General features: G+C 66.7%; 24 protein-coding genes. All 24 read right to left on the bottom strand.

All coding sequences use genetic code 11. The annotated features are described in order from the left end of the window. Positions 1-14 precede the first annotated feature (14 nt). The 24 genes from Q7W51_08320 to Q7W51_08205 all read right to left on the bottom strand — a co-directional run bounded on the left by Q7W51_08320 (position 15) and on the right by Q7W51_08205 (position 24,106). A complete protein-coding gene (locus Q7W51_08320; protein MDO8848372.1) occupies positions 15-1,265 on the bottom strand; it encodes a pitrilysin family protein in 1,251 nt (416 codons plus the stop codon). Positions 1,266-1,356: 91 nt separating this feature from the next. Further along, positions 1,357-3,537 carry a polyribonucleotide nucleotidyltransferase gene (locus Q7W51_08315; GenBank protein ID MDO8848371.1) on the bottom strand — a complete coding sequence of 727 codons (2,181 nt, stop codon included), beginning with the start codon at positions 3,535-3,537 and terminating at the stop codon, positions 1,357-1,359. 114 nt (positions 3,538-3,651) lie between these two features. Beyond that, positions 3,652-3,921, bottom strand: a complete 270-nt coding sequence (rpsO, locus tag Q7W51_08310; GenBank protein ID MDO8848370.1) for a 30S ribosomal protein S15 — start codon at positions 3,919-3,921, stop codon at positions 3,652-3,654. Between the two features lie 139 nt (positions 3,922-4,060). After that, positions 4,061-4,489 carry an FMN-binding protein gene (locus tag Q7W51_08305; GenBank protein ID MDO8848369.1) on the bottom strand — a complete coding sequence of 143 codons (429 nt, stop codon included), beginning with the start codon at positions 4,487-4,489 and terminating at the stop codon, positions 4,061-4,063. A gap of 23 nt (positions 4,490-4,512) precedes the next feature. After that, positions 4,513-5,451, bottom strand: coding sequence for a bifunctional riboflavin kinase/FAD synthetase (locus tag Q7W51_08300; protein ID MDO8848368.1), 939 nt, complete (start codon positions 5,449-5,451; stop codon positions 4,513-4,515). Next, positions 5,448-6,362 (bottom strand): tRNA pseudouridine(55) synthase TruB, encoded by a 915-nt coding sequence (truB, locus tag Q7W51_08295; protein ID MDO8848367.1) that lies wholly within the window; start codon positions 6,360-6,362, stop codon positions 5,448-5,450. The genes Q7W51_08300 and truB overlap by 4 nt, the downstream gene beginning before the upstream one ends. Then, positions 6,359-7,333 carry a DHHA1 domain-containing protein gene (locus tag Q7W51_08290; protein ID MDO8848366.1) on the bottom strand — a complete coding sequence of 325 codons (975 nt, stop codon included), beginning with the start codon at positions 7,331-7,333 and terminating at the stop codon, positions 6,359-6,361. The genes truB and Q7W51_08290 overlap by 4 nt, the downstream gene beginning before the upstream one ends. Before the next feature lie 6 nt (positions 7,334-7,339). Beyond that, positions 7,340-7,702: a 30S ribosome-binding factor RbfA gene (gene rbfA, locus Q7W51_08285; GenBank protein MDO8848365.1), complete on the bottom strand. Its 363-nt coding sequence runs from the start codon at positions 7,700-7,702 to the stop codon at positions 7,340-7,342. Between the two features lie 5 nt (positions 7,703-7,707). Continuing rightward, positions 7,708-10,155 carry a translation initiation factor IF-2 gene (infB, locus tag Q7W51_08280; protein MDO8848364.1) on the bottom strand — a complete coding sequence of 816 codons (2,448 nt, stop codon included), beginning with the start codon at positions 10,153-10,155 and terminating at the stop codon, positions 7,708-7,710. Between the two features lie 6 nt (positions 10,156-10,161). Beyond that, entirely contained in the window at positions 10,162-10,467 is a 306-nt protein-coding gene (locus tag Q7W51_08275) for a YlxR family protein (GenBank protein MDO8848363.1), read from the bottom strand. Between the two features lie 3 nt (positions 10,468-10,470). Then, on the bottom strand, positions 10,471-11,616 hold the full coding sequence (nusA, locus tag Q7W51_08270; protein ID MDO8848362.1) for a transcription termination factor NusA: 1,146 nt from the start codon (positions 11,614-11,616) through the stop codon (positions 10,471-10,473). A gap of 3 nt (positions 11,617-11,619) precedes the next feature. Next, complete coding sequence (gene rimP / locus Q7W51_08265; GenBank protein MDO8848361.1) at positions 11,620-12,102, bottom strand: ribosome maturation factor RimP; 483 nt, start codon at positions 12,100-12,102, stop codon at positions 11,620-11,622. Between the two features lie 132 nt (positions 12,103-12,234). After that, complete coding sequence (locus Q7W51_08260) at positions 12,235-13,965, bottom strand: proline--tRNA ligase (protein MDO8848360.1); 1,731 nt, start codon at positions 13,963-13,965, stop codon at positions 12,235-12,237. Between the two features lie 37 nt (positions 13,966-14,002). Next, positions 14,003-14,392, bottom strand: coding sequence for a hypothetical protein (locus tag Q7W51_08255; GenBank protein ID MDO8848359.1), 390 nt, complete (start codon positions 14,390-14,392; stop codon positions 14,003-14,005). 94 nt (positions 14,393-14,486) lie between these two features. Continuing rightward, a complete protein-coding gene (ispG, locus tag Q7W51_08250) occupies positions 14,487-15,542 on the bottom strand; it encodes a flavodoxin-dependent (E)-4-hydroxy-3-methylbut-2-enyl-diphosphate synthase (GenBank protein ID MDO8848358.1) in 1,056 nt (351 codons plus the stop codon). A 13-nt stretch (positions 15,543-15,555) separates the two neighbouring features. Next, complete coding sequence (locus Q7W51_08245) at positions 15,556-16,812, bottom strand: M50 family metallopeptidase (protein MDO8848357.1); 1,257 nt, start codon at positions 16,810-16,812, stop codon at positions 15,556-15,558. Between the two features lie 58 nt (positions 16,813-16,870). Then, entirely contained in the window at positions 16,871-18,007 is a 1,137-nt protein-coding gene (dxr, locus tag Q7W51_08240) for a 1-deoxy-D-xylulose-5-phosphate reductoisomerase (protein ID MDO8848356.1), read from the bottom strand. Next, entirely contained in the window at positions 18,004-18,816 is an 813-nt protein-coding gene (locus Q7W51_08235; protein MDO8848355.1) for a phosphatidate cytidylyltransferase, read from the bottom strand. The genes dxr and Q7W51_08235 overlap by 4 nt, the downstream gene beginning before the upstream one ends. Beyond that, complete coding sequence (locus tag Q7W51_08230; GenBank protein ID MDO8848354.1) at positions 18,816-19,592, bottom strand: isoprenyl transferase; 777 nt, start codon at positions 19,590-19,592, stop codon at positions 18,816-18,818. The genes Q7W51_08235 and Q7W51_08230 overlap by 1 nt, the downstream gene beginning before the upstream one ends. Positions 19,593-19,599: 7 nt before the next feature. Continuing rightward, positions 19,600-20,157 (bottom strand): ribosome recycling factor, encoded by a 558-nt coding sequence (gene frr / locus Q7W51_08225; GenBank protein ID MDO8848353.1) that lies wholly within the window; start codon positions 20,155-20,157, stop codon positions 19,600-19,602. Next, a complete protein-coding gene (pyrH, locus tag Q7W51_08220) occupies positions 20,157-20,879 on the bottom strand; it encodes a UMP kinase (protein ID MDO8848352.1) in 723 nt (240 codons plus the stop codon). The genes frr and pyrH overlap by 1 nt, the downstream gene beginning before the upstream one ends. 107 nt (positions 20,880-20,986) lie before the next feature. Beyond that, positions 20,987-21,901, bottom strand: a complete 915-nt coding sequence (gene tsf, locus Q7W51_08215; GenBank protein MDO8848351.1) for a translation elongation factor Ts — start codon at positions 21,899-21,901, stop codon at positions 20,987-20,989. A gap of 58 nt (positions 21,902-21,959) precedes the next feature. Further along, positions 21,960-22,889: a 30S ribosomal protein S2 gene (rpsB, locus tag Q7W51_08210; protein MDO8848350.1), complete on the bottom strand. Its 930-nt coding sequence runs from the start codon at positions 22,887-22,889 to the stop codon at positions 21,960-21,962. 131 nt (positions 22,890-23,020) lie between these two features. After that, on the bottom strand, positions 23,021-24,106 hold the full coding sequence (locus Q7W51_08205; protein ID MDO8848349.1) for an acyltransferase family protein: 1,086 nt from the start codon (positions 24,104-24,106) through the stop codon (positions 23,021-23,023). Positions 24,107-24,152 lie beyond the last annotated feature (46 nt).

Genomic DNA, 24,152 nt, shown 5'->3' with positions numbered 1-24,152 from the left:
CGCTTCGCCCTCCCCTACAGCAGGTGCTCTACGGCATCTTCCCCGAACGGGGCGATGATGGCGAGCGCATGGTTGCCGTCAAAGAGGCGCTTGGCCATCGTGTGCACGTCTTCGCAGGTCACCGCGTCGACGCGCTCCACGATCTCGTCGAGCGACAGCAGCTCGCCGTTGGTCACTTCGGCCTTGCCGAGGCGCGTCATGCGCGCGCGCGTGCTCTCCAGGCCGAGGATCATCTGGCCCTTGATGCTCTCGCGCACGCGGTCGAGCTCGTCGGTGGTGATGCCGCCCTCGGTGATCTTGGCGATCTCGTCGCGGATGAGGCCGATGACCTCCACGGCCTTGTCGGGCCGCGTGCCTGCGTAGACGGCAAACTGGCCGGTGTCCTGATACTGCGCGTGGTACGAGTACACCGCGTAGGCCAGGCCGCGCTTCTCGCGGATCTCCTGGAAGAGGCGCGAGCTCATGCCGCCGCCGAGGACCGCGTCGAGCACAGCGGCATTGAAGCGGTCGGGGTCGCGCGACGTGAGTCCCGCAACGCCCCAGCAGATGTGCGCCTGCTCGGTCTCCTTGGTGATGACCTTGAGCCGCGGCTCGGTCGTCGGCACCGCGTGCACGCGCTGGCTCCGCGGGCCCTCGGGCAGGTTCAGCTTCTCGCGCACCATCGCCACCACGTCTTCGTGCTCGAGCGCACCGGAGGCGGCGACCACGATGTTGCCCGACGTGTAGTGGCTGCCGTGGAACGATTTCGCCCGCGCGTGGTCGAACGACCCCACCGTCTCGCGCGTGCCGATCACCGGCAGTCCCAGCGGGTGGGACGGCATGAGCGTGCTCGCAAAGAGCTCGTGCACCTGCTCGTCGGGCTGGTCCTCGTAACGTGCGATCTCCTCGATCACGACCTCACGCTCGGAGGTGCACGCGTCGTCGGCAAGAAGCGAGTTCACGACCATGTCGCCGAGGATATTCACCGCATCGCCCGTGTGCTGGTCGAGCAACCGTGCGTAGTAGCAGGTGTACTCCTTGCTGGTGAACGCGTTGAGCTCTGCGCCCAGCCTGTCGAACGCCTCGGAGATCTCGGACGCCGAGCGCGTGGGCGTGCCCTTGAACATCATGTGCTCCATGAAGTGGGACATGCCGGCCTCATCTGGCGTTTCGTCACGGCTGCCCACGGCGCACCAGATGCCCAGGGTGACCGAGCGCACCGTGTCCATCGGCTCGGTGATCACGGTGATGCCGTTCGGCAGGACGGTCTTGTCGTAGAAGGTCATCTTCAGGCTCCTATGGCTCCTCGGCTGGTAAGCGCCGACGGCCCGAGGCGCATGTGCGCACCTCAGGCCGCCTGACGATGTTCTTCAGGTACTAGTCGCGACGGCGGGGCTTGCGATCGCGGTCGCCGCTGTGGCCACCACTGTGACCGCGGTCGTCACGGCGCGGCGACGGCGGTGCCTCGGCACCCTCCGGCACGTCGAACTTCTCGATGAGATCGAGCGAGACCTTGCCGCGGTCGTCGATCTCCTGGACCACGACCTCGACCTCGTCGCCGATGTTGAGTACGGACTCCACGTGCGCGATACGGCCCTTGGCCATCTTGGAGATGTGCAGCAGGCCGTCCTTGCCGGGGATGAGCTCGATGAACGCGCCGAACGGCTGGATCGAGACCACGCGGCCGGTGTACTTCTCGCCCGGCTCCACGTCGCGCACGATCGCACGGATGCGGTCGACCGCAGTCGCGCCACGCGCGTCGCGGGCGGCCACGTAGATCGTGCCGTCGTCGTTCACGTCGATCTCGGCACCGGTCTCCTCGACGAGGCCCTTGATGACCTTGCCGCCCGGCCCGATGACGTCGCGGATCTTGTCCGTCGGGATCTTGATGGTGATGATGCGCGGCGCGTACTCCTTGAGGTCCGCACGCGACTCGGAGATCGCCTCGTTCATCTTCGCCAGGATGTGCGCACGACCGGCCTTCGCCTGGTTGAGCGCAGCCGAGAGAAGCTCGACAGACAGGCCCTTGGCCTTGTTGTCCATCTGCAGCGCGGTGATGCCCGCAGGCGTTCCGGCTACCTTGAAGTCCATGTCGCCGAGGAAGTCCTCGAGGCCCTGGATGTCGGAGAGGATCGCGTAGCGGTCGCCCTCCTTGATGAGGCCCATCGCGATGCCGGAGACCGGCGCCTTGATCGGCACACCGGCATCCATGAGCGCCATGGACGAGCCGCAGACCGAGCCCATGGAGCTGGAGCCGTTGGACTCAAGCACCTCGGAGACGATGCGGATCGTGTACGGGAAGGTCTCCTCCGGCGGAACCACCGGGAGGAGCGCACGCTCGGCAAGGGCACCGTGACCGATGTCGCGGCGCTTCGGCCCGCGCATGAAGCCCGTCTCGCCCGTGGAAAACGGCGGGAAGTTGTAGTGGTGGATGTAGCGCTTGCCGTCGGCAACGTCGATCGTGTCGATGCGCTGCCATTCGTTCAGCATGCCGAGCGTGAGCACGGAGAGCACCTGGGTCTGACCGCGTGTGAAGAGGCCGGTTCCGTGGGCGCGCGGGAGGTAGTCGACCACGCAGCTGATCGGACGGATCTCATCGGCCTTACGGCCGTCGGCGCGCTCGCCCTCGTCGAGCACCATGTCTCGCATGGTCTTCTTCTCGAGCGCCTTGAGCAGGCCCTTGATGTGCTTGCCGGATGCGCTGAGCTCGGCCTCGGTGAAGCTGGCCTTGAGCTCGTCTTTCACAGCCGCCACGGCATCCATGCGGGCATGCTTGTCGGGGTTGTGGAGCGCGGCGCGCATCTTCTCGGTACCTGCGGTGAAGATCCGCTCGCGGAGCTCCTCGGAAGGCTCGTCGAGCTTCACGACCATCGGGGTGATCTCGAGCTCGGCCAGGAACTGCTCCTGGATGGCGCAAAACTCGCCGATGGCTTCCTGCGCGAAGGTGAGGGCTGCGAGCATGTCCTCCTCGGACACCTCGTTTGCACCCGCCTCGACCATGTAGATCGCGTCGCGGCTACCGGCCACCACGAGGTCGAGATCGGAGGCCTCGGCATCCTCGAAGGTCGGGTTCACGAGGAACTCGCCGGAGTCGTCGCGGCAGATGCGCACGCCGGCGAGCGGGCCCTCGAACGGGAGACCGGCGGCCTTCAAGGCGGCCGACGCGCCCATGATCGAGATGACGTCGATCTGGTGCTCCTGGTCCGCCGAGAGCACGGTGGCGATGACCTGGACGTCGTTGCGGAAGTTGCTTGCGAACGCCGAACGGATCGGGCGGTCGATCATGCGTGCCGTGAGGGTGGCCTTCTCGCTCGGCCGCGTCTCACGCTTGACGAAGCCGCCGGGCAAACGCCCCGCAGCATACATGCGCTCTTCGAAATCGACCGTGAGCGGGAAGAAGTCGAGATCCTTCGCTTCCTTGCTCGCGGTGGCGGTGACCAGGATCACGCTGTCACCCTGTCGTACCAACACGGCGCCGCCGGCCTGCTTGGCCAACTCGCCGGTCTCGAGCGTGTACTGCTGGTCGTACAGCTCGAAGGTCTTCGTTACCTTTCCCATCCTCTTCCTCTTCTCCGGCTGTCCGCCCCATGCGGCCCAGCCTCATCATGCGGGGCCTCGTGCCCCTACGTCAGTGAAGGCGGGGTTCTCCCCGCCTTCACGTGGTTCCGCTCTTTAGTTGCGGAGACCGAGCTTCGCGACGATTGCGCGGTAGCGCTCGATGTCGTTCTTCTTGAGGTAGTTGAGCAATCTCCGGCGCTGGCCGACGAGCTTCAAGAGCCCACGGCGGCAGTGGTGGTCGTGCGAATGCGTGCGGAGGTGCTCGGTGAGGTCGCGGATGCGCTGCGTAAGGAGCGCGATCTGAACCTCGGCGGAGCCGGTGTCACCCTCGGTGCGGGCGTGCTCGGCGACGATCGACGTCTTCACGTCTTTGGGTAGTGGCATATTCTCTTTCACCTTTCTTGAGGAGTCGCCCGGCGCCGAGAGTAACGGTGGTGAGTCGCTAGTCCAGGGACCGGGTCATTACAGCCCGCGTAGTGTAGCACAGGCCGAGGTGCCGGCGACACCCTGCGCTGCGGCCGGGCTACTCCTCGCGCTGCTCCACGAGGCCGATTTCCACGGCCTTCACGAGCGCATTCGTAGTGACGGTAGCGCCGCTCACCGTGTCCACGTCGAGTGACTGGCCGTCCACGATGAGCTCGATGACCTTGTCGGTGATGTCCGTCCGTGGGTTTGCCGAGTCCTCGGCGATCGTGATGTCCGTGACCGCGCCGCCAGTGACCGTGACGAACACGTCGAACGTGTTCCACCCGTCGTAGCTGCCACGGTACGTGCCGTCGGGTACCTGCGCGAAGTCCACATCGGCGATTGTCAGGTTGCGGTCGTCCCGACGCTGACCCTCAGTCGCCAACACCATCGCCCCCAGCGCGAGGACCATGAGCAGAAGGAAGACGCCGATGACGATGAGCACCTTCATGAGCGGACTGCCCTTTGTGCCGGACCTCTCAGACATCGTACTGATCTCCCCTCGGTCGACTATCCCCCGCCGAGCAGCGCCGCGATGTGCGCCACATCGTCGGCAATCGCCTGCGCGAGCGCTTCGGTGGAGGCGAACGCCTGCTGTTCGCGCACGCGCTCGACGAACTCGAGCATCATGCTCTGCCCGTAGAGATCGCCATCGAAGCCGATGAGGTGCGCCTCGAGGTCGCAGGTGGCGTCCGGGAACGTCGGCGAGATCCCGACCGAGATCGCCGCCGGGTACCGCTCGCCTGCGACTGTGGCCCACCCGGCGTACACACCGGTCGCCGGCACCGCAAACTCGTGACCCACCGTGAGGTTCGCCGTGGGCGTCCCGAGTTCGTGCCCGATGCGCTTGCCGTGCACGACCTCGCACCGAAGCCGGTGTGGCCTGCCGAGGAGCGCGGCGGCTGCCGCAACTTCCCCCCGCGCCACCAGCGCGCGGATGCGCGTGGAGGTCACCGGCGCCCCTTCGGCGTGGACGAGCGGGTGCGTGATCACCTGGAATCCATGGAGCGAGCCCAGCGCACGGAGCGTGTCCGCGTCACCCGATGCACGCGTGCCAAAGCGGAAGTCAAAGCCCACCACGCACGCGACGGGCTCGGCGGCGTCTCGCAGGACGTCGATGCAGAAGTCGTCCGGCGTGAGCGATGCGAGCCAGTCGTCGAACGGGATGATGAGCACCACGTCCGGGCCGAGGTCGGACAGAAGCGCGATCTTGTCCTCGAGCGTGGTGAGCTGCTTGGCCGGATGCGACGGCGTGACCACCTGGTCGGGGTCCCGGTCGAAGGTGAGCACGCATGCCGCCGAGTGACGCTCGCGGGCAATGGTGATCATGTCGGTCACGAGCGCCTGGTGACCGATGTGCACGCCGTCGAAGACGCCGATCGCCATCACAGCGGGCCCGAGCTCGTGCATGCCGCGCACGTGCGTGATGACTGCAGGGCGCCCGCTCATCGGGAGACTCCCGGTACGAGAACGGACTCGGGAACAAGCCGCTCCCCTGCCCTGCGGTAGACCGCGAGCAACCGCTCGGGCGTGACGATCGCGACCCGTTCGCCTTCGGCACGGGGCGCGCTATCGGCAAGCGGCTTGCCGTCTCGCACAAGTTCCTCGGCCACCTCGAGTGATGGGAAGCCGAGAAGCGCCACCGGGTCGCAGAAGCGCTCGGGAAGGTTCCCCGCCTCAGCGGCCGCCACCGCATCGGGAAGCGTGAGGGCCTCGGCCACGTTGGCCAAGCCAACGTGCGTGCGCCGAAGCACGCCGAGATGCGCGCGGGTTCCCGCGGCGCGCCCGATGTCACGCGCGAGCGAGCGGATGTAGGTCCCCTTGGAGACCGAGAAGACCACGTCCCATGCGGGCAGCGTGCTGTCGATGCCGGCAAGGTCGGCTGCGTAGACGGTGATGAGCCGGGGATCGAGCACCGGCTCGCCGCCGGCGCGTGCGATGCGGTGCGCGGCAACGCCGTCGCGCTTGAGTGCGGAGTACGCAGGTGGCATCTGCTTCTGCTCGCCGAGGAAGCGCTCGAGGAGATCGGTCGCCCACGCGGGGTCGGACACCTCGGCGGGAACCGGTGCGGACTCGGTCACCGCACCCTCGGCATCGAGCGTGTCGGTCTCGGCGCCAAAGACGATGCGCGCCTCGTAGCGCTTGTCGTGGCCCACGAGGTACTGCTCGAGCCGGGTGGCCCGGCCGATGAGGATGGTCAGCAGCCCGGTCGCCATCGGATCGAGGGTGCCGGCGTGGCCGATCCGGCGCTCGCCGGTGGCCGCACGCAGCTTTGCGATCACGTCGTGGCTCGTGGGGCCCTGCGGCTTGTCGAGGAGCAGCACGCCGGAGAGGTCCGTACCTCCACGGCGCGCCTTCACTTCTGTCCTCCGGGGAGCAGCGGGAGCAGCCGCGCAAGCAGGGTGTCGAGATCGCCCTCGAGCGTGAACCCTGCCGCCGCGCGATGACCTCCCCCGCCGAGCATGCGGGCGACCGCGCTCACGTCGGTGTCCGACTTGGAGCGCAGGTTCCCGCGGACGGTGGTGCCGTTCACCTTGGCCAGGAAGACGACGTCTACCCCGCCGAGCGCGCGCACGAAGTCGATGAGGTTCTCCGACTCCTCCGGCAGCGCGCCGGTGTCAGCGAAATCGTCCTCGGTGATCCAGGAGTATGCCACGTGGCCACCGTTGGCGATGGTGACGCGCGCGAGCGTGCGCCCCACAAGCATCTGCGCACCCGCCGAGCGGTTCTCGTAGACGGCCGAGTAGATGTCGTTCGGGTGCGCGCCCGCATCGGCCATGTCCGCCGCCGCGCGCAGGGTGTCCGGCGTGGTGTTGGAGTAGCTGAAGCGCCCGGTGTCGGTAAGCGTGGCCGTGTAGAGGCACGTGGCGATCCGCTCGTCGGGCGTGGCGCCCAGGTGCGAGAGCAGCTGCCACACGAGCATGCCGGTCGCAGCCGCGCTGCTGTCGAGCACGTCCGCCGGCTGTAGACGCGTCGCGTCGGGATGGTGGTCGATCAGGAGCAGGCTGTCGGCGCGCTTCGCAAGGTCCGTGCCCGCGCCGAGCCGACTCACGTCGGGGCTGTCGAGCGCGGCGAAGACGTACGGGCCGTCCACTTCGGCAGGTGGCGCGCCGAGCCGCTCCGAACCCGGCAGGAACGCGTAGGTAGCCGGGCAGCGGCTTCCCGAGCCCAGCACGAGCGTGACCGGCACGCCGAGCTGGTCGAGCGCGAACGCAAGGCCGAGTGACGACCCGATCGCGTCCCCATCGGGATCCACGTGCGAGCCGATGACCACGTGCGGAGCGTCACGCAGGATGGCCGCAGCTGCCTGCAGCGTGTCGGCAGGAACCATGGCGGCCTACTCGCCGTCCACCAGGCCGGGGGGAACGTCTTTGAGGGCCTCGTAGATGCGCATGCCCTGGTCCACCGACGTGTCGAGGTGGAACCTCAGCACGGGCGTGATACGCAGCTTGACGCGGCGCGCGAGCCCGGACCGGATCCTTCCCTCGGCTGAGTTCAGGCCCTCCAGCAGCGCCTCGTAACGCTCCTGGTCGCCGTGCGTGGTCACGTAGACGTCGGCCACGCCCAGGTCGGATGAGACCTGTACGGACGTGATCGTCGCGAAGTCGATACGGGGATCAGCGACGTCGTCACGCAGCACCTCTGCGAGCGCCTCTCTGACCGCCTCCCCAAGCTTGCGGGTACGGGGTGTGCTCTTCATGGGTGCTACTCCTCGCGGGCGACCTCGATCGTCTTGTACGACTCGATGACGTCGCCCACCTTGATGTCCTGGAAGTTCTCTATGCCGATGCCGCACTCGTAGCCCTGCTTCACGGACTTGACGTCGTCTTTGAAGCGGCGCAGCGAGTGGAGCTTGCCGTCGTGGATGATCGTGCCGTCGCGGACGATGCGGATGCGGTCGTCACGCGCGATCTCGCCGTCTTGCACGAAGCAGCCGGCGATCGTGCCGAGCTTCGGCACCTTGAACAGATCGCGGACCTCGACGTGCGCCGTCTCCTGCTCCTCGATCGTGGGAGCGAGCATGCCCACGCGTGCGGCATTGATCTCCTCGATCGCCTGGTAGATCACGCGGTACATCCGCATGTCCACCTTCTCCTTGGCCGCCAGGTCGCGTGCCTCGGGAAGCGGACGGACGTTGAAACCGATGATGATGGCGTCGGACGCGGTCGCGAGCATGACGTCGCTTTCGGTGATACCGCCCACGCCCGAGTGGATGACGTTGATGTGGACCTCGTCCTGCTTCATCTTGTCGAGCGCGTCCTTGAGTGCCTCGATGGAGCCCTGGACGTCGGCTTTCACGACCAGGTTGAGGTCCTTGATCTCGCCCTGCTGGATGCGTGTGAACAGGTCGTCCAGCGTGACGTGGCTCTTGCGCTCGTGAGCCAGGAGACGCTGCTTGAGCGAACGCTCCTCGGCCAGGTTGCGCGCGTCGCGCTCATCGGCAAAGACACGGAACTCGTCTCCTGCCGAAGGCACGCTCGAGAGTCCCTGGACCTCGACCGGATCGGCGGGCCCTGCGGTCTCGACGGTCTCGCCGAGCGGATTGACGAGCGCACGAACGCGCCCGTGGCTCGTGCCGGCCACGATCGAGTCGCCCACCTGCAGCGTCCCGCGCTGTACCAGCACGGTCGCGACAGGGCCACGGCCCTTGTCGAGGTTCGCCTCGATGACCACGCCGCTTGCGAACGTGTCGGGATTAGCCTGGAGCTCGAGCACTTCGGCCTGTAGCAGCACCATCTCGAGAAGGTCCTCGATGGCGATGCGCTTCTTGGCACTGACATTCACGAAGATGTTCGGGCCACCCCACTCCTCGGGCACGATCTCGTGCTCGGTGAGCATCTGCTTGACCTGCTCGGGGTTGGCGCCGTCCTTGTCGATCTTGTTCACGGCCACGATGATCGGCACGCCTGCGGCCTTGGCGTGGTGGATGGCCTCGACCGTCTGCGGCATGACGCCGTCGTCGGCGGCCACCACGAGGATGACGATGTCGGTGATGTTCGCACCGCGGGCACGCATGGCGGTGAACGCCTCGTGGCCCGGGGTGTCGATGAAGGTGATCTGCTTGCCGTTGCGCTCCACGACCGACGCACCGATGTGCTGCGTGATGCCGCCGGCCTCGGTGTCTACGACGCCGGTCTCGCGGATGGCATCGAGGAGCGACGTCTTGCCGTGGTCGACGTGACCCATGACGGTCACGACCGGCGGACGCGCCTTGAGGTCTTCGGGGTCGTCCTCGAACACGAAGCTCTGCTCTTCGGCAGGTGAGACCACGATGACCTCGATGCCGAGGTCCTCGGCGAGGATCTCCATGGCGTCGCGGCTCATCGGCTGGTTCACCGTGTGCATGTCGCCGAGCATCATGAGGCGCTTGATGACTTCGCCCGGCGTGACGCCTGCGGCGTCCGCGAACTCGGCCACCGTGGAGTTCTGCACGAGCGTGACCACAACGGCAGCCACCTGCGGCTTCTCGTCCGCGACGATGTGCGCGTGAGTCGCTGCCTCGCGCCTGCCCGACGGCTTCTTGGTCTTGCGCTTGCGCTTGTCCGAGTCGCTCTGGACCATCTTGGCGGCCTCGGTGATGAGGTTCGCGGGTGCAGCCGGCGCAACGGCCTCGGCGTCCTTGGCCATCTGACGGTAGCGGTCTGCCTCGGCGGCCTCTTCCTTGGCGGCAGCCTCGGCGAGGAGCGCCCGCTCTTCAGCGGCACGCTGCTCGGCCTCCTTGCGAATGGCCTCTTCCGCATCGCGCTTGGCGTGCTCCTCGGCCTCGCGGAGGCGCTGCGCCTCGTCGGCCTTGGCACGAGCCTCTTCTTCGGCCTTGCGGGCGGCATCCTCTTCGGCGAGGCGTGCGGCCTCGGCTGCAAGACGCTCGGCCTCTTCGGCATCGAGCTTGGCGCGCGCTTCAGCCTCGCGTGCCCGCTCGATCTCCTCCTCGGCCATACGCTCGGCTTCTTCGCGAAGGCGCTCGGTTTCCATCTCCGCTTGCTTGCTCGCGATCTCGTCGTGGAGGTCCTTGCGGATCTTGTCCACGTAGGCCTCGACGAGCGTGGATGCGTGATTGCGTGCGGGTATCTTGAGGCGCGCAAGGTGATCGAGGAGCTCCTTAGAGGTCATCCCGAATTCCTTGGCCAGTTCATGTACGCGCATTGCGGGCATGCTTCTTCACCGTCCAGATCGCGAGTCGGCCGGGCTGCGCTTAGGCAGGGCCTCCTCGAACTCGTGTCTCAGCCGCTCCACATCTTCTTCACTCAGACTCGCGCGGAGCGCCGGCGCGAGCCGTTTACGTGCAACCGCGGCCTCGAAGCAGGCCATGTCCGCACAGACCGACGCTCCACGACCGGGAGCCTTGCCGTTCGGATCGACGTGTACCTCACCGTCGGCGTCCCGGACGAACCGGACGAGCTCGCGCTTGTCGGCCTCTCGGCGACACGCGACACACGTCCTGAGCGGGGTCTTGCGAACGACCATTGCTTAGCTCGCGCCCTCCTTCTCGTGCACGCCACAGAACCGGGTACCCGGTCGGGCCTGATTGCGGCAGCGGATCCCGGTGCTCGTGACCGCTACACAGCGCCCATCGCCCTCATCGGCGTGTGATTCCCCGCCGTCGGCAATCGTGGCTATCCCAGCCGAGGCAGCCTGCACCTGGCTCTTGATGTCGATGCGCCAGCCGGTGAGCTTGGCTGCGAGGCGCGCGTTCTGGCCTTCCTTGCCGATCGCAAGGGACAGCTGGTCGTCGGGGACGATGACCGTTGCGGTGTGGTCGTCCTCGCTGACGAGCACGCGGGCGACCTTCGCCGGCGACAGTGCGTTGCCAACGAACGTGGCCGGATCGTCGTTCCACGGCACCACGTCGATGCGCTCTCCGCGAAGCTCGGCCACGACCATGCGGACGCGGCTTCCCTTGGGGCCCACGCACGCGCCCACCGGGTCGAGACCCGGTTCGCGCGACGACACGGCGACTTTCGAGCGCAGCCCCGGCTCGCGGGCCACGCTCTTGATCTCCACGATGCCGTCGTAGATCTCGGGCACCTCGAGCTCGAAGAGGCGCTTGAGCAAGTTGGGGTGCGTCCGCGAGACCACGATCGAAGGCTCGTTCGAGGTCTTGCGCACGTCGATGATGAGCGCCTTCAGGCGCTGATTGTGCTCGTAGCGCTCGTTGCCGGGCTGCTCGGCCGAGGGCAGCAGCGCCTCGACGCCCTCGCGGATCTTCACGAGCGTGTAGCGCGAGTCGGACTGCTGGACCGTACCGGTGATGCTGTCGCCGATGCGGTCCGCGTACTCCTCGAAGATCTGCTCGCGCTCGGCCTCACGGATGGACTGCGTGATGACCTGCTTGGCCGCCTGCGCGGCGAAGCGTGAGATGTCCGAAGGCGTGACGTCACGCGATTCGAAGACAGGCTCCTCTTCGGTACCGCCCACCGGCACGAGCTCGTAGACGAAGATGCGACCCGACTCGCGGTCGATCTTCACCGTGCACTCGTTCTCGGTGTCCAGGATGCGCTGATACGTGAGACCGAGCTGCTGTTCCAGCCGCTCGAGCATGATGTTCACGTCGATGTTCTTCTCGCGCGCAAGTTCGCGCAGAGCGTCCATCAGGTTTATGTGCTCGGCTTCCATGAGCTACCCGTTCCTTCCGCCGACCTCGCCGAAGTCGGCCTTCAAGCGTGCACGCTCGATAGCGTCGAACGGCACGCGATGTTCCTGCCCCTCGTACTCGACGACGACATCGTCGCCCTGAAGACCGATGAGCTGCCCCGTGAAACGCGAGCGGCCATCGATGGTGCGCAGCGCATGGATCGTGACGTTCTCGCCTGCGAAGCGGACGAAGTCGTCACGCTTCCGAAGAACGCGTTCGATACCCGGTGACGAGACCTCGAGCGTGTAGGCGCCGTTCAAGCGGGAGACCGCGTCCAGCGCCTCGGAGACCCAGGCGTTCGAGCTCGCGATGGCGTCGATATCGATCCCGCCTTCGCGATCGAGGAACACCCGCACGGTCTGATGGCGCTGGCCGCCGGAGACCTCAACGGTCACAAGCTCGAGCCCGTTGTCCTGAGCAAGAGGCTCGAGCAGGGCGATCAGCTCGCTTACGAGACTCACAGACACGCTCGGACCTCCTTCCAGAACAAAAGAAGCGGGGGTAAGCCCACTTCTCGCCACGGGACATGTGTCGTTCGCAGGGATTGTAGCACAGGCACCCCGCCGGTCAAAGACGACGGGGTGCCTCAGGGAGCACTCTCAGGAGTGGGCGAAACGGGCGCGGGCGGCGGTCACGAGCGCCGTCACATGCGTGGTCGCTTCGGCCATAGGCACCGTCTCGCGCTCACCCGTAGCGCGCTGCTTGATCTCGACCACGCCCTCGGCAAGACCCTTCTTGCCCACCACGATCTGGTAGGGCCAGCCGATCAGGTCGGCATCGGCGAACTTCACGCCAGCGCGCTCGTCGCGGTCGTCGAGGACCACCTCGATGCCGGCTTCCGCGAGCTCGCTCCACAGCGTCTCGGCGACCTCGAAGACCTCACCATCGGCGGCCAGCGGCAGGACCGCGACCTCGGCGGGCGCGACGCTCACCGGCCAGGCGATGCCGTGCTCGTCGTAGTGCTGCTCGATCACGGCGGCAAGCGAGCGCGTGATGCCCACGCCGTAGCAACCCATGATGAACGGGTGCTCCTCGCCCGCCTCGTCGGTGTACGAGGCCCCCATGGACTCCGAGTACTTGGTGCCGAGCTGGAAGACCTGCGAGACCTCGATGCCGCGGGCAGCCTCAAGCGGCGCGCCGCAGCGCGGGCAGGCGTCGCCCGGCTCGGCGGTCACGAGGTCGGCCCACACGCCGATGGCGAAGTCGCGCCCGGGCAGGCCGCCCGTGAGGTGATAGTCGGCCTCGTTCGCGCCCACGGTCCAGGCGAGCTCGGCTTTGAGCGTGCGGTCCACGACGATGAGCGTGCCCTCGGGCGCGCCCACGGGTCCGAGGAAGCCACGATGGATGCCGAAGGCGGCGAAGTCGGCCTCTTCGAGCAGCTCGAAGCCCGGCACGACGTGCTCGGCCTTGAGCGTGTTGAGCTCGCGGTCACCCGGCAGGCAGAGGAAGACGAGCTTGCCCGCCCCCGTGCGTGCGGCCATCGTCTTGACCGTGTGGCGGGCGTCCACGCCGAGGAACGCCGCAAGTTCGGCGATCGTCTGCACGCCGGGCGTATGCACGCGCTCGAGCGGCTGCGAGGTCGTGGCCTGCGGCTCGTACGCCACGGTGGCCTCGGCGGCCTCCACGTTGGCCGCGTAGCCGCAGTTGCAGTACACGAGTGCAGCCTCGCCGCTTTCGGCAAGTGCCATGAACTCGGTCGTGACCGAGCCGCCGATCTGTCCCGAGTCGGCCGCCACGGGGCGCCATGCAAGGCCCAGCCGGTCGCAGATGCGTCCGTACGCCCCGGCCATCGCGTCGTAGTGCTCCTGGAGCGACGCCTCCGACGCGTGGAACGAGTACGCGTCTTTCATGATGAACTCGCGGCCACGCAGCAGACCGAACCTCGGCCGCATCTCATCGCGGAATTTCGTGTTGATCTGGTAGAGCGACACGGGGAGTTCCCGGTACGAGCGCAGCTCATCGCGCACGGTCGCCGTGATGATCTCCTCGTGCGTCGGGCCGAGGCAGAACTCGCGGCCCTGACGGTCTTTCAGCCGCGCGAGCTCGGGTCCGTAGACGTCCCACCTGCCGGACTGCTGCCACAACTCGGCGGGCTGGACCACCGGCATCAGCATCTCCTGGCTGCCGATCGCGTCCATCTCCTCGCGCACGATCTGCTCCACTTTGCGGACCGAGCGGTAGCCGAGCGGCAGGAACGTGTAGATGCCTGCGGCGGCCTTGCGCATCATGCCGGCGCGCAGCAGCAGCCGATGCGAAATCACCTCGGCCTCGGCGGGCTCTTCCTTGAGCGTGGGGACGTACACGTGGGTCATCCTGAGCGCGACGGTCATGCGGCTCCTTCTTCTCCGGTCACAGATGGCGCGACGATCAGCCCACGCCGCGATCGTGCGGGTGCAGGCTCGCGGCAAGCTCATCGTCGCCGGTCGCCAGCGTCATCAGGAGTCGGGCGACGAGATCGTGCACGATGATCGTCTCGGTGTTGCCCTGCGCGCGGAAGGCGTCCTTGAGCGCGGGCTTGACCAGCGGATCGCCACTGACCTCGATGATGAGGTCGATGTCATCGGCCTTTGCGCCGAGGACACTCGCATGCTCGGTGTAGAAGATGCCGTTGTCCTGCGCGAACCGGGCGCCGGTGCTGGTGGAGTCGTGGTCGGCGACGCCGGTGATCTCGATGTACGGCAGTGCGCTGAGTGCTTCGAGCAGCGGTGCTCCGGTGCGGCCCCCGCCGACGATGGCGATGCGGATCTTCTCGCTCATGGCTGTCCCCCTGTGCGTAGGTGAGTGGACGATCACCTGGAGAGGATACCGCAAGCGGGTGTCAGACCGCACGGCCGAAGCCAGGAGCGCGAGGCTAGTCGTCGAGGCGGGCGATCTCCTCGAAGAGTGCCGTCACGATCTCGGCCTCGGGAACCTTACGCACGGGCTCGCCGTGGCGGAAGACGAGACCGACGCCCTTGCCGGCCGCGACACCAACGTCGGCCTCACGAGCCTCACCGGGCCCGTTGACGATGCATCCCATGACCGCCACCTTGACCGGCGTGTGCAGGTCGCGAAGACGCCGTTCCACCTCGGTGGCGATGGGCACGAGGTCGACCTCGCAGCGGCCGCATGTGGGGCACGAGATCAGTTCCGGCCCGCGGCGGCGGAGGTCGAGCGAGGCGAGGATCTCCCACGCAACGCGGATCTCCTCCTCGGGTGCGGCCGTGAGCGAGACGCGCAGCGTGTCGCCGATTCCATCGGCCAAGAGCGTGCCGAGGCCGACTGCGGACTTGATGGTGCCCGAGAAGGTGGTGCCCGCCTCGGTCACGCCGATGTGCAAGGGGTATTCGATCGCCGAAGCGAGCAGGCGGTACGCGTCGATGGTGGCGCTCACGGAGGATGCCTTTGCCGATACGACGATGTCGGCGAACCCGCGGTCCTCGAAGTGTGCGCAGAAGGACTGCACGCTCGCCGCGAGCCTCTCCGCGAGCGGCCAGTCGCGGTCGTGATGCTCGGCGGCGAGGCTGCCGGCATTCACCCCGATACGGATCGGGATCCCGGCCTCCCCTGCTGCGTCGATCACGGCGTCGACGCGCGCCATGTCGCCGATGTTACCCGGGTTGATGCGCAGCTTCGCTGCCCCTCGACGGGCGGCCTCGATCGCGAGGCGATGGTCGAAGTGGATGTCGGCTACCACCGGAAGCGGGCTGGATGCGCACACCCGCTCGAACCCGTCGAGCGCATCGGCATGTGGGATCGCAACGCGGACGATCTCGCATCCCGCATCGGCAAGGCGGGTGATCTGCGCCAGCGTGGCCTCGGCATCGCGCGTGTCGGTGTTGGTCATCGACTGCACGACGATAGGTGCGTCGCCCCCCAGCGCGACTCCCCCGACGGAGACCACTTTCGATGGCCTGCGTGTGATCACGCGCCTACCCCCTTCAGACTGCGTAGCGCAGGATATCCAGGTACATCACGTACCCGATAAGCGAGAAGAGTAGCACCGCACCCACAGAGCTGAACCCGAGCGTGACCGCCCGGGAGAGCGGGCGACCCATGAGCCGCTCCACGATCTCGAGGACGATCTTGCCGCCATCTAGCGGTGGGATCGGCAGGATGTTCATCACGCCGAGCGAGAGCGACAGCATCGCGATGAGACCTGCATACGACAGCGCCCCGGCAGCCGCTGCCTCCTGTGCCAGGACCGACACGCCCACCACGCCGGTGAACGACTTCACGGTCCCCTGGAAGGTGGAGGGGTCGAACAGCCGCGCGATCGTCTGGAAGACGAGGCCTACGTAGCGGAAGCTCTCGCCGAGGCTCTCCAGGACGCTCGGCCTCACGGGCACGCTCGTCGGGCCCACTCCCAGGAAGCCGTGACCATCGCGCTCGGCCAGCGTGACCGGGAAGTCCTGCTCAGCTCCAGCACGCATGACGGTCACGGTGACCGTGTCGCCCGCGGCGGTGGCGTTCATCGCAAGCTGGAACTCGTCCCAGCGCTCGACGGGGTCTCCCTCAAGCGCCACAAGCGTGTCTCCCACACGGAGGCCCGCCGCCTCGGCCGGGGTGCCCTCCCCGATCGAATCGATCCGCGTGGTCTGGTCGTAGTAGCCCCACACCGACAGCACGATCGTGAAGGTGAGGATGGCCACGAGAAGGTTCGTGATGACGCCCATAGCAAGGATCGCGATGCGCTTGGGTGTGGACTGGCCGCGGTAGGTCACCTTGCGCGCCTGAGCCGCGAGGCCCGTCGCATCGAGCCAGTGGATGTCGCCGTCAACGGTGAGCGTGTAGCGATCGTCGTCGCCGGCAGAGACCGCCTTCCAGTCGGCAAGCGTGACGAGTATCGCCTCCGCACGCACTTGGGAGACGCCGATGTCGGCAGCAAGCGCTGTAGCGTCGAGCGGCCCGCGGTCTCTGACAGCAACGAGCGCCTCGCCGAGGAACTCGTCCTCGGCACCTGGTTCCATGCCCGCGATGCGCACGTATCCGCCGAGCGGCACTGCGGTGACGCCCCAGTCCATGTTCTTGGTGTGCAGCCGAAGCGACGGTCCGGGAAGACCGACCATGAACTCGTGGACTTTCACGCCGAACGCACGCGCGGCGAGGAAGTGCCCCATCTCGTGCAGAACCACGAGTATGGAGAACGTGGCAATGCCCCAGAGGGCGGTTTCTAGTGCTCCAAGCGACGCCGGCATCTGAACTCCTGTCCGGAGATGAACGTACCCACACTGGCGAGCAAGCCGCGCGCCATACTCACCTAAGGAGCTGGCTCGCCGCCCTGCGCGCCCATGCGTCTGCGGCCTCCACGGCCTCGAGCGAGTCGACCGGCCCCGTCACGTGTGCCGTCATGACCTGCTCGACCACCCGCGGGATGTCATCAAAGGCAGCACGCCCGTCCAGGAACGCTGCGACCGCGATCTCGTTGGCTGCGTTGAGGACTGCGGGCATCGTCCCGCCCTCGCGACCGGCGCTCAGAGCAAGTCCGAGGCACCGGAAGGTATCCGTGTCAGGCGGCTCGAAGTCAAGCCCGCCGAAGGTCCGGAAGTCCACCGGCGGCACCGGCGCGTCCCAGCGCTCGGGGTGGCTGAAGGCGTACTGGATCGGCACCCGCATGTCGGTGGCGCCCAGATGCGCTTTCACCGATCCGTCGGTGAACTCGACCATCGAGTGGATGCAGGACTGCGGATGCACCACGACCGCGATGTCGTCGTATGACACGCCGAAGAGGTGGTGTGCCTCTATCACCTCGAGGCCTTTGTTCATGAGCGTGGCCGAGTCGATCGTGATCTTCGGTCCCATCGTCCAGCGCGGGTGCGCGAGCGCCTCCTCGAGCGTGACGGCGTGGAGCTGCTCGGGCGTGGCGCCGCGGAATGGACCTCCCGAAGCCGTGAGCCAGATGCGGGCGACCGCCTCGGCAGGCTCACCGACGAGGCACTGGAAGATGGCCGAGTGCTCGCTGTCCACCGGCACGATGCGGTCGAGACCGAGTCCGGTGACCAGCTCGCCGCCGACAACGAGCGACTCCTTGTTGGCGAGTGCGAGTCTCGCGCCCGACTTCAGGGCGGCGATCGAAGCGCGGAGTCCGGCGGCCCCCACAAGCGCGTTCAAGACGACGTCGGCGGCGCCCTCACCGGCGATGGACTCGATGGCCTCGGGCCCGCCGCCCACAGGCGCACCGAACTCGCGGGTCGCTGTCTCGGCTGCCTCGGCATCACCCAGCGCAAGCCGTGTCACGCCGAAGCGCTGCGCAGCCTCGAGGAGTGCCGTGATGCTCGAATGTGCGGTGAGCGCAACGATCTCGATGCGGTCGGGATATCGCGCGGCCACATCGAGCGCCTGGCGACCGATCGACCCGGTTGAGCCGAGTATGGCGACACGAAGACGGGTCATCGGACACCCGCCGCAAACAGCATGTAGTGCGTCACGATGGCGACCATGATGAAGCTGTCGAAGCGATCGAGGAACCCGCCGTGGCCGGGCAGCAGATTGCCGGAGTCCTTCACGCCGACCTCCCGCTTGATCCTCGACTCGGACAGATCGCCGATCACAGCCGCGATCGACGCAGCCAGACCGATAGCGAGCCTCCATCCGAACGAAAGATCCACACCGGGCAGGGCGCTGGCGGCGAGCCAGACGCCGGTGGTCCCCAGGGTACCCGCCACGACGCCCTCCCAGGACTTCTTGGGCGAGATGCGCGGGGCGATCTTGTGGCGGCCGATGGCGGACCCCGCCAAGTACGCGAACGAGTCGTTCGCCCAGACGCTGGCGAACATGATGAACGTCAGCCACATGCCACTGTCGTACTCCCGGACGAGCACGACGTGCGCGAGCGTGAAGCCCACATACACGGCGCCGAAGAGGGTGACGCCCGTCTCGGTGAGGTGGATCTGGCGGATCATGACGTGCCAGAAGAACGCGCTGATGACGAGCATGCCGACCACGGCGGTGAGTCCGAGCACCCCGAACCCGGCCGCTGCAAACGGCATCGCGACGACCGCTGTGAGGCCGATGAGCTCGCTCGGCAGGCGCCGTTCCCGGCGGACCATCGCGTAGAACTCGGTGGTCGCGAGCGCCGCCACGATGGCCACGACCGCAGCGAGGCCGACGACCCCGCCCCAGAAGACCGCGACCAAGACGACGGCCCCGAGCAGAAACGCAGTGCCGACGCGGACACTGAAATCGGCGAGACGTGAGGACATCATCGGCCGCCGAACCGACGCGAGCGCTTCTGGAAGTCGATGACCGCACGCAGCAGATCGCCTCGCTTGAAGTCGGGCCACAACGTTGCCGTCACCCAGATCTCCGAGTATGCAAGCTGCCACAGTAGGAAGTTCGAGATACGCATCTCACCACTCGTTCGGACGATAAGGTCGGGATCCGGAATCCCCGTGGTGTACAGGTGGGCGTCGATCGTGTCCTCGTCGATGGTCGATGGGTCCAGCTCCCCGCGCACAGCCTCCTCGGCGATGGCGCGTACCGCCTCGGTGATCTCCATACGCCCACCGTAATTGAGCGCCACAAGCAGCGTGAGCGTTGCGTTGTCGGCGGTACGTCGCTCGGTGCGGCGGAAGGCCTCCATCGTGGCCTCGGGCATGCCCTCCTCGCTGCCGATCACGCGAACGCGGACGCCCTGCTCCATGAGGTTGCCGATCTCCGACTCCAGGACCTCGACGAACAGTCCCATCAAGCCGCTGACTTCCTCGGCGGAGCGGCGCCAGTTCTCGCTCGAGAAGGAGTAGATGGTGAGGTACTCGATGCCGAGTTCGATGCATGCCGCGATCGATTCGCGGATCGCCTTGGCTCCCGCGCGATGCCCGAGGATCCGCGGCACTCCCCTCTTGGACGCCCACCGGCCGTTCCCGTCCATGATGATGGCCACGTGGCGCGGGACGGAGTCGATGTCGAGCTTACCGAGCAGCTCGCGGTCGGTACGTGTGGTGAAGGCGGCCTCGAGCGATGCTCGTGTCGGGGACATCGCTGTCTCAGACCTCCATGATCTCCGCTTCTTTTCGCTTGAGCATCTCGTCGATCTCAGCGATTCGGGCGTCAGTGGCCTTCTGCGTCTCGGTCTCAAGGCGACGGAGGTCGTCCTGGGAGATCTCGTGGTCCTTCTCCTGGCGCTTGAAGTGATCGTTCGCGTCCCTGCGGATGTTTCGCACGCCCACCCGCGCCTCTTCTGCGTAGTGCTTGCAGAGCTTGACGAGCTCCTTGCGACGCTCCTCGGTAAGCGGCGGGAACGGCACTCGGATGACGACGCCGTCGTTCGATGGGTTCAGTCCGAGGTCCGCCGAGCGGATGGCCTTCTCGATCGCGTTGAGCGCCGACTTGTCGTACGGGCTCACAATGACGAGCTGGGGTTCGGGAGCGCTCACCGATGCGATCTGGTTGAGCGGTGTGGGCGAACCGTAGTACTCCACGCTGATCTTCTCGAGGATCGAGCCGGATGCGCGACCCGTGCGGACGCCTCCGAACTCGTGACCGAGCGCAACGAGCGCCTTGTCCATGCGGTCTGCGGCTTCTTTCACGCTGTTCGTCGTCATCACACGCCTCCTCGAACGATGGTCCCCACCGGTTCGCCGCGAAGTGCGGCCGCGATGTTGCCTTCCCGCTCCATGTTGAACACGATGATCGGCAGGTTGTTGTCCATGGCCAGGCTGATGGCGGTGTTGTCCATCACCTTCAGGCCGAGGTTCAAAACCTCGATATACGCCAGTTCGTCGAACTTCTTCGCGCCCGGGACCTTCACAGGGTCATCGTCGTATACGCCGTCGACCTTGGTGGCCTTCATGATGCACTCAGCGTGGATCTCGAGCGCCCGCAGCGCGGCGGTGGTGTCCGTCGTGAAGTACGGGTTGCCGGTGCCGGCAGCGAAGATGACGGTGCGGCCCTTCTCCATGTGACGGATGGCACGGCGCCGGATGTACGGCTCGGCCACGTCCTTCATCTCGATGGCCGACATGACCCGCGTGAAGACGCCCTGCGCCTCCATCGCGTCCTGGAGCGCGAGCGCGTTCATGACGGTGGCAAGCATGCCGATGTAGTCGGCCTGCGCGCGGTCCATGCCTCGTGCGGACGCGGCGAGCCCGCGAAAGATGTTCCCGCCACCGACCACGATGGCGATCTCCACCCCGTCACGCGCAACGTCTTTGATCTGCCGCGCGATGGAATCGAGGATCTGCGGGTCGATACCGTAGCCTGCGTCTCCCATGAGGGCCTCGCCGGAAAGCTTCAGCAAGACGCGCTTGTACCGGTATGCCGTCACGGGTCCTCCCTCATCGTTACGACGCGAAGCTCAGGCCAGAGCAGCCCTAAGCGATGATAGACCAACGGGGCGGTGCATCGCACCGCCCCGTTGTCATTCGGACAACACTAGCAGCTGGGGGAAGCCTTGGGCTCCGTGCCGGTCTCGCCGAGAACCATGCGCGAGAAGCGCACAACCTCGAGCGGTCCGCCGGCCTCCTTGGAGGCCTGCTCGCCGTACTGCTTCACCGTCTGATCGGGGTTCTTCACGAAGTTCTGCTCGAGCAAGCAGAACTCCTTGTAGAACTTGTCGAGGCGACCCTCGGCGATCTTCTGCTGAATCGGCTCCGGCTTGCCGGTCTCGGCGGCCTGGGCCTTGTAGATCGTCATCTCGTGGGAGACCACGTCGGCCGAGACCTCCTCGCGGCGCACGGAGATCGGCGAGGTGGCAGCAATCTGCATCGCCACGTCCTTGGCGAACGATGCCGCGATCTCGCCGCGCGCAACGTCGGGAGACGTGGAGGTCACCTCGACCATGACGCCGATGTTGCCGACGCCGTGGAGGTAGACAGCGATGCACCCTGCATCGCCGCTGACCTCGTAGCGCTCGAAACGGGTGACGCCCATGTTCTCGCCGAGCTTGCTCACTGCCTCGCCGAGGCGCTGCTCGACCGTGATCTCGGGCCGTGGCCCGTAGGTCTGGGCCATGAGGGCTTCGACGGATGCCGGTGCGGTAGCCACGATCTGATCGGCGATCTCGCCGACGAACGACTTGAACGCGGCGTTGCGCGCGACGAAGTCGGTCTCGCAGTTGATCTCGAGAAGCGTGCCCACGCTGGCGTCAGCATTCACGCCGCCGCCGATGACACCCTCGTTGGTCGCGCGGCCGGCCTTCTTCGCCAGGTCGGCGAGTCCCTTGGTGCGCAGCACGTCAATGGCAGCAGTCATGTCGCCATCGGCCTCGGTGAGCGCCTTCTTGCAGTCCATCATTCCGGCTCCGGTCGTCTCCCGAAGCTCCTTTACCATTGCAGCAGTGATCTCCATCGGTCCTCCTCGACCGGCGTCACGAACCGCCGGAGTCATGTATCAGTACGCGCGCGGCCTACTCGGCTGCAGGTGCCGCCTCAGGATCTGCAGCAACCTCGGCCTCGACCGCCGGCTCAGCTTCAACCGCGGGCTCGGCTTCAACCGCGGGCTCCTCAACAACAGGAGCGGGTTCGGCCGGTGCCTCGGCAACGGGTGCTGCTTCTTCGGCCACGGGAGCTGCTTCTTCAGCCGCAGGAGCCGCCTCTTCGGCGGGCGCTGCGACCTGAACCTCGGCTTCGGCGTCCTGTTCGGGCGTCGAGAGCCCGGCGGCGCGACGGCCGTCGAGCGCGGCGTCGGCGATCACCTTGCAGATCAGCGCCACCGAACGGATGGCGTCGTCATTGCCCGGGATCACGTAATCGACCTCGTCGGGATCGGCGTTGGTATCCACAAGGCCGATCAGCGGGATGCCGAGTCGGCGCGCCTCCTTGACTGCGATCGCCTCGCGCTTGGTGTCGACGACGAAGACCGCCCTGGGCAGGTCCGACATCTCGCGGATGCCCGTGAGATCACGGTGGAGCTTCTCAAGCTCACGGCGGAGCAGGATGGCTTCTTTCTTGGGGAGCAGCGCCATGGCGCCGGTCTCTTCCATGGTCTCGAGCTCGATCATGCGCTTGATGCGGCCACGGATCGTCACGTAGTTCGTCAGCATGCCGCCGAGCCAGCGCTGGTTCACGTACGGCTGGCCGGAGCGCTCGGCTTCCTTACGGATGGGGTCCTGCGCCTGCTTCTTGGTGCCGACAAGCAGAACGGACCCGCCACGCGCCGTGATGTCACGGACGAACTTGTACGTGGTGTCGATCTCGCGGAGCGTGCGCTGGAGGTTGAGGATGTAGATGCCGTTACGCTCGGTGAAGATGTACGGCTTCATCTTCGGGTTCCAGCGACGGGTCTGGTGGCCGAAGTGCACACCAGCTTCGAGCAGGGCCTTCATGGAAACGGACATGGTGGTGCCTCCCTTTTCGGTTCTTTCCTCCGCCCGCTTCTACTCCCGACAGCGACCGACCTCGAAGGGTTCGGCACCTCGCGCGGAATCCACGGGCGTGTGTGATAAGAGCGGGAGTGAGGATACCACAGCTACGCCCGGCTGCCCAGGAACACCCTTCGCGTGACGACCCAACGCTCGAGCAGCAGGGTGATGGCGAGAGCCGCCGCGAGGGCCAGGATGGTGAGCGCGACCAGGCGTGCCGCGATGGCGAGCGGGGCCACGAGCGGAACGAGCGCAAGCAGGATGAGGCTGTGGGTCGCGTACACGCCGAGCGTGCGCCTTCCGAGCCATGCCCATCCGGTCAGGAGCGCGCCGCACGCACGTGTCCCCAGCGAGAATGCGACGTACGTCCCGGCAAGCGCTCCGGCGACCCGCACGAGTGCCCAGAGGGCCTTTGCGACAAGCGGGGCGACCGAGGTGCCGAGGGGCGCAAGAGCGGCCGTGACAGCGGGAAACCACCACCGCGGACCGGGGACGACAACAGGCCATACGAGCGGCAACGACGCCACCCACAGCACGAGTGCGAGCGGGACGATCAGGCGGGATCGTTCAAGCGAGGTTCGGTGACGCGCAACGAGGACTCCGGCGGCAACGAACGGGTACAGCCATGCAACGTCGCTCAAGCCCAGCATGTTGCTGTACGCACCGAGCGGCAGCATGCCACCCAGTCCGACAAGCACGGCGCTCGCCACCAGCGCACGGTCCGAGCCGCCCAATGCCATCACGACGGCCAGAACGATCGAGCTTGCGAACAACGCATACAGAAACCACAGCGCACCGGACGACTGAGGATCGATGGCGGCGCTTCCGAAGAAGCGAAGGAGTCCGGCCAGCGTACCGTCGCCCACCACCAGCCATGCGACGCCCAGCCAGGCGAAGTAGGGCACGAGGAGACCCGCCGCCCTGCGACCGAGGAAGCTGCGTCCATAGCCGACGGACGAGCGCGACAACGCCAGACCTGAGACGAACGCGAGCAGCGGCATGTGGAACGAGTAGATGGCGGTCAGCGCCGCATCGATCCCGGGCGTCATCCTCACCCACCCGATACCCGCGAGCATGACAGCCGAGGTCGTGCCGGGCAGCGCGGGATCAAGCGCCCTGATCAGCGCATGCCCGATCACGACAAGGAGGATCCCGAGACCTCGAACTGCATCCAGACCCTGGTCTCGGACCACAGAGGCGGTCGCCGGAGGATCCTGGCTTGCGGTGTGGTTCACCTGA

The sequence above is a fragment of the Coriobacteriia bacterium genome, assembly GCA_030652115.1.
Lineage (GTDB): Bacteria > Actinomycetota > Coriobacteriia > Anaerosomatales > Anaerosomataceae > UBA6100.
The sequence above is the reverse complement of the archived record's forward strand: the minus strand, read 5'-3'. Positions and strand labels throughout refer to the sequence as shown.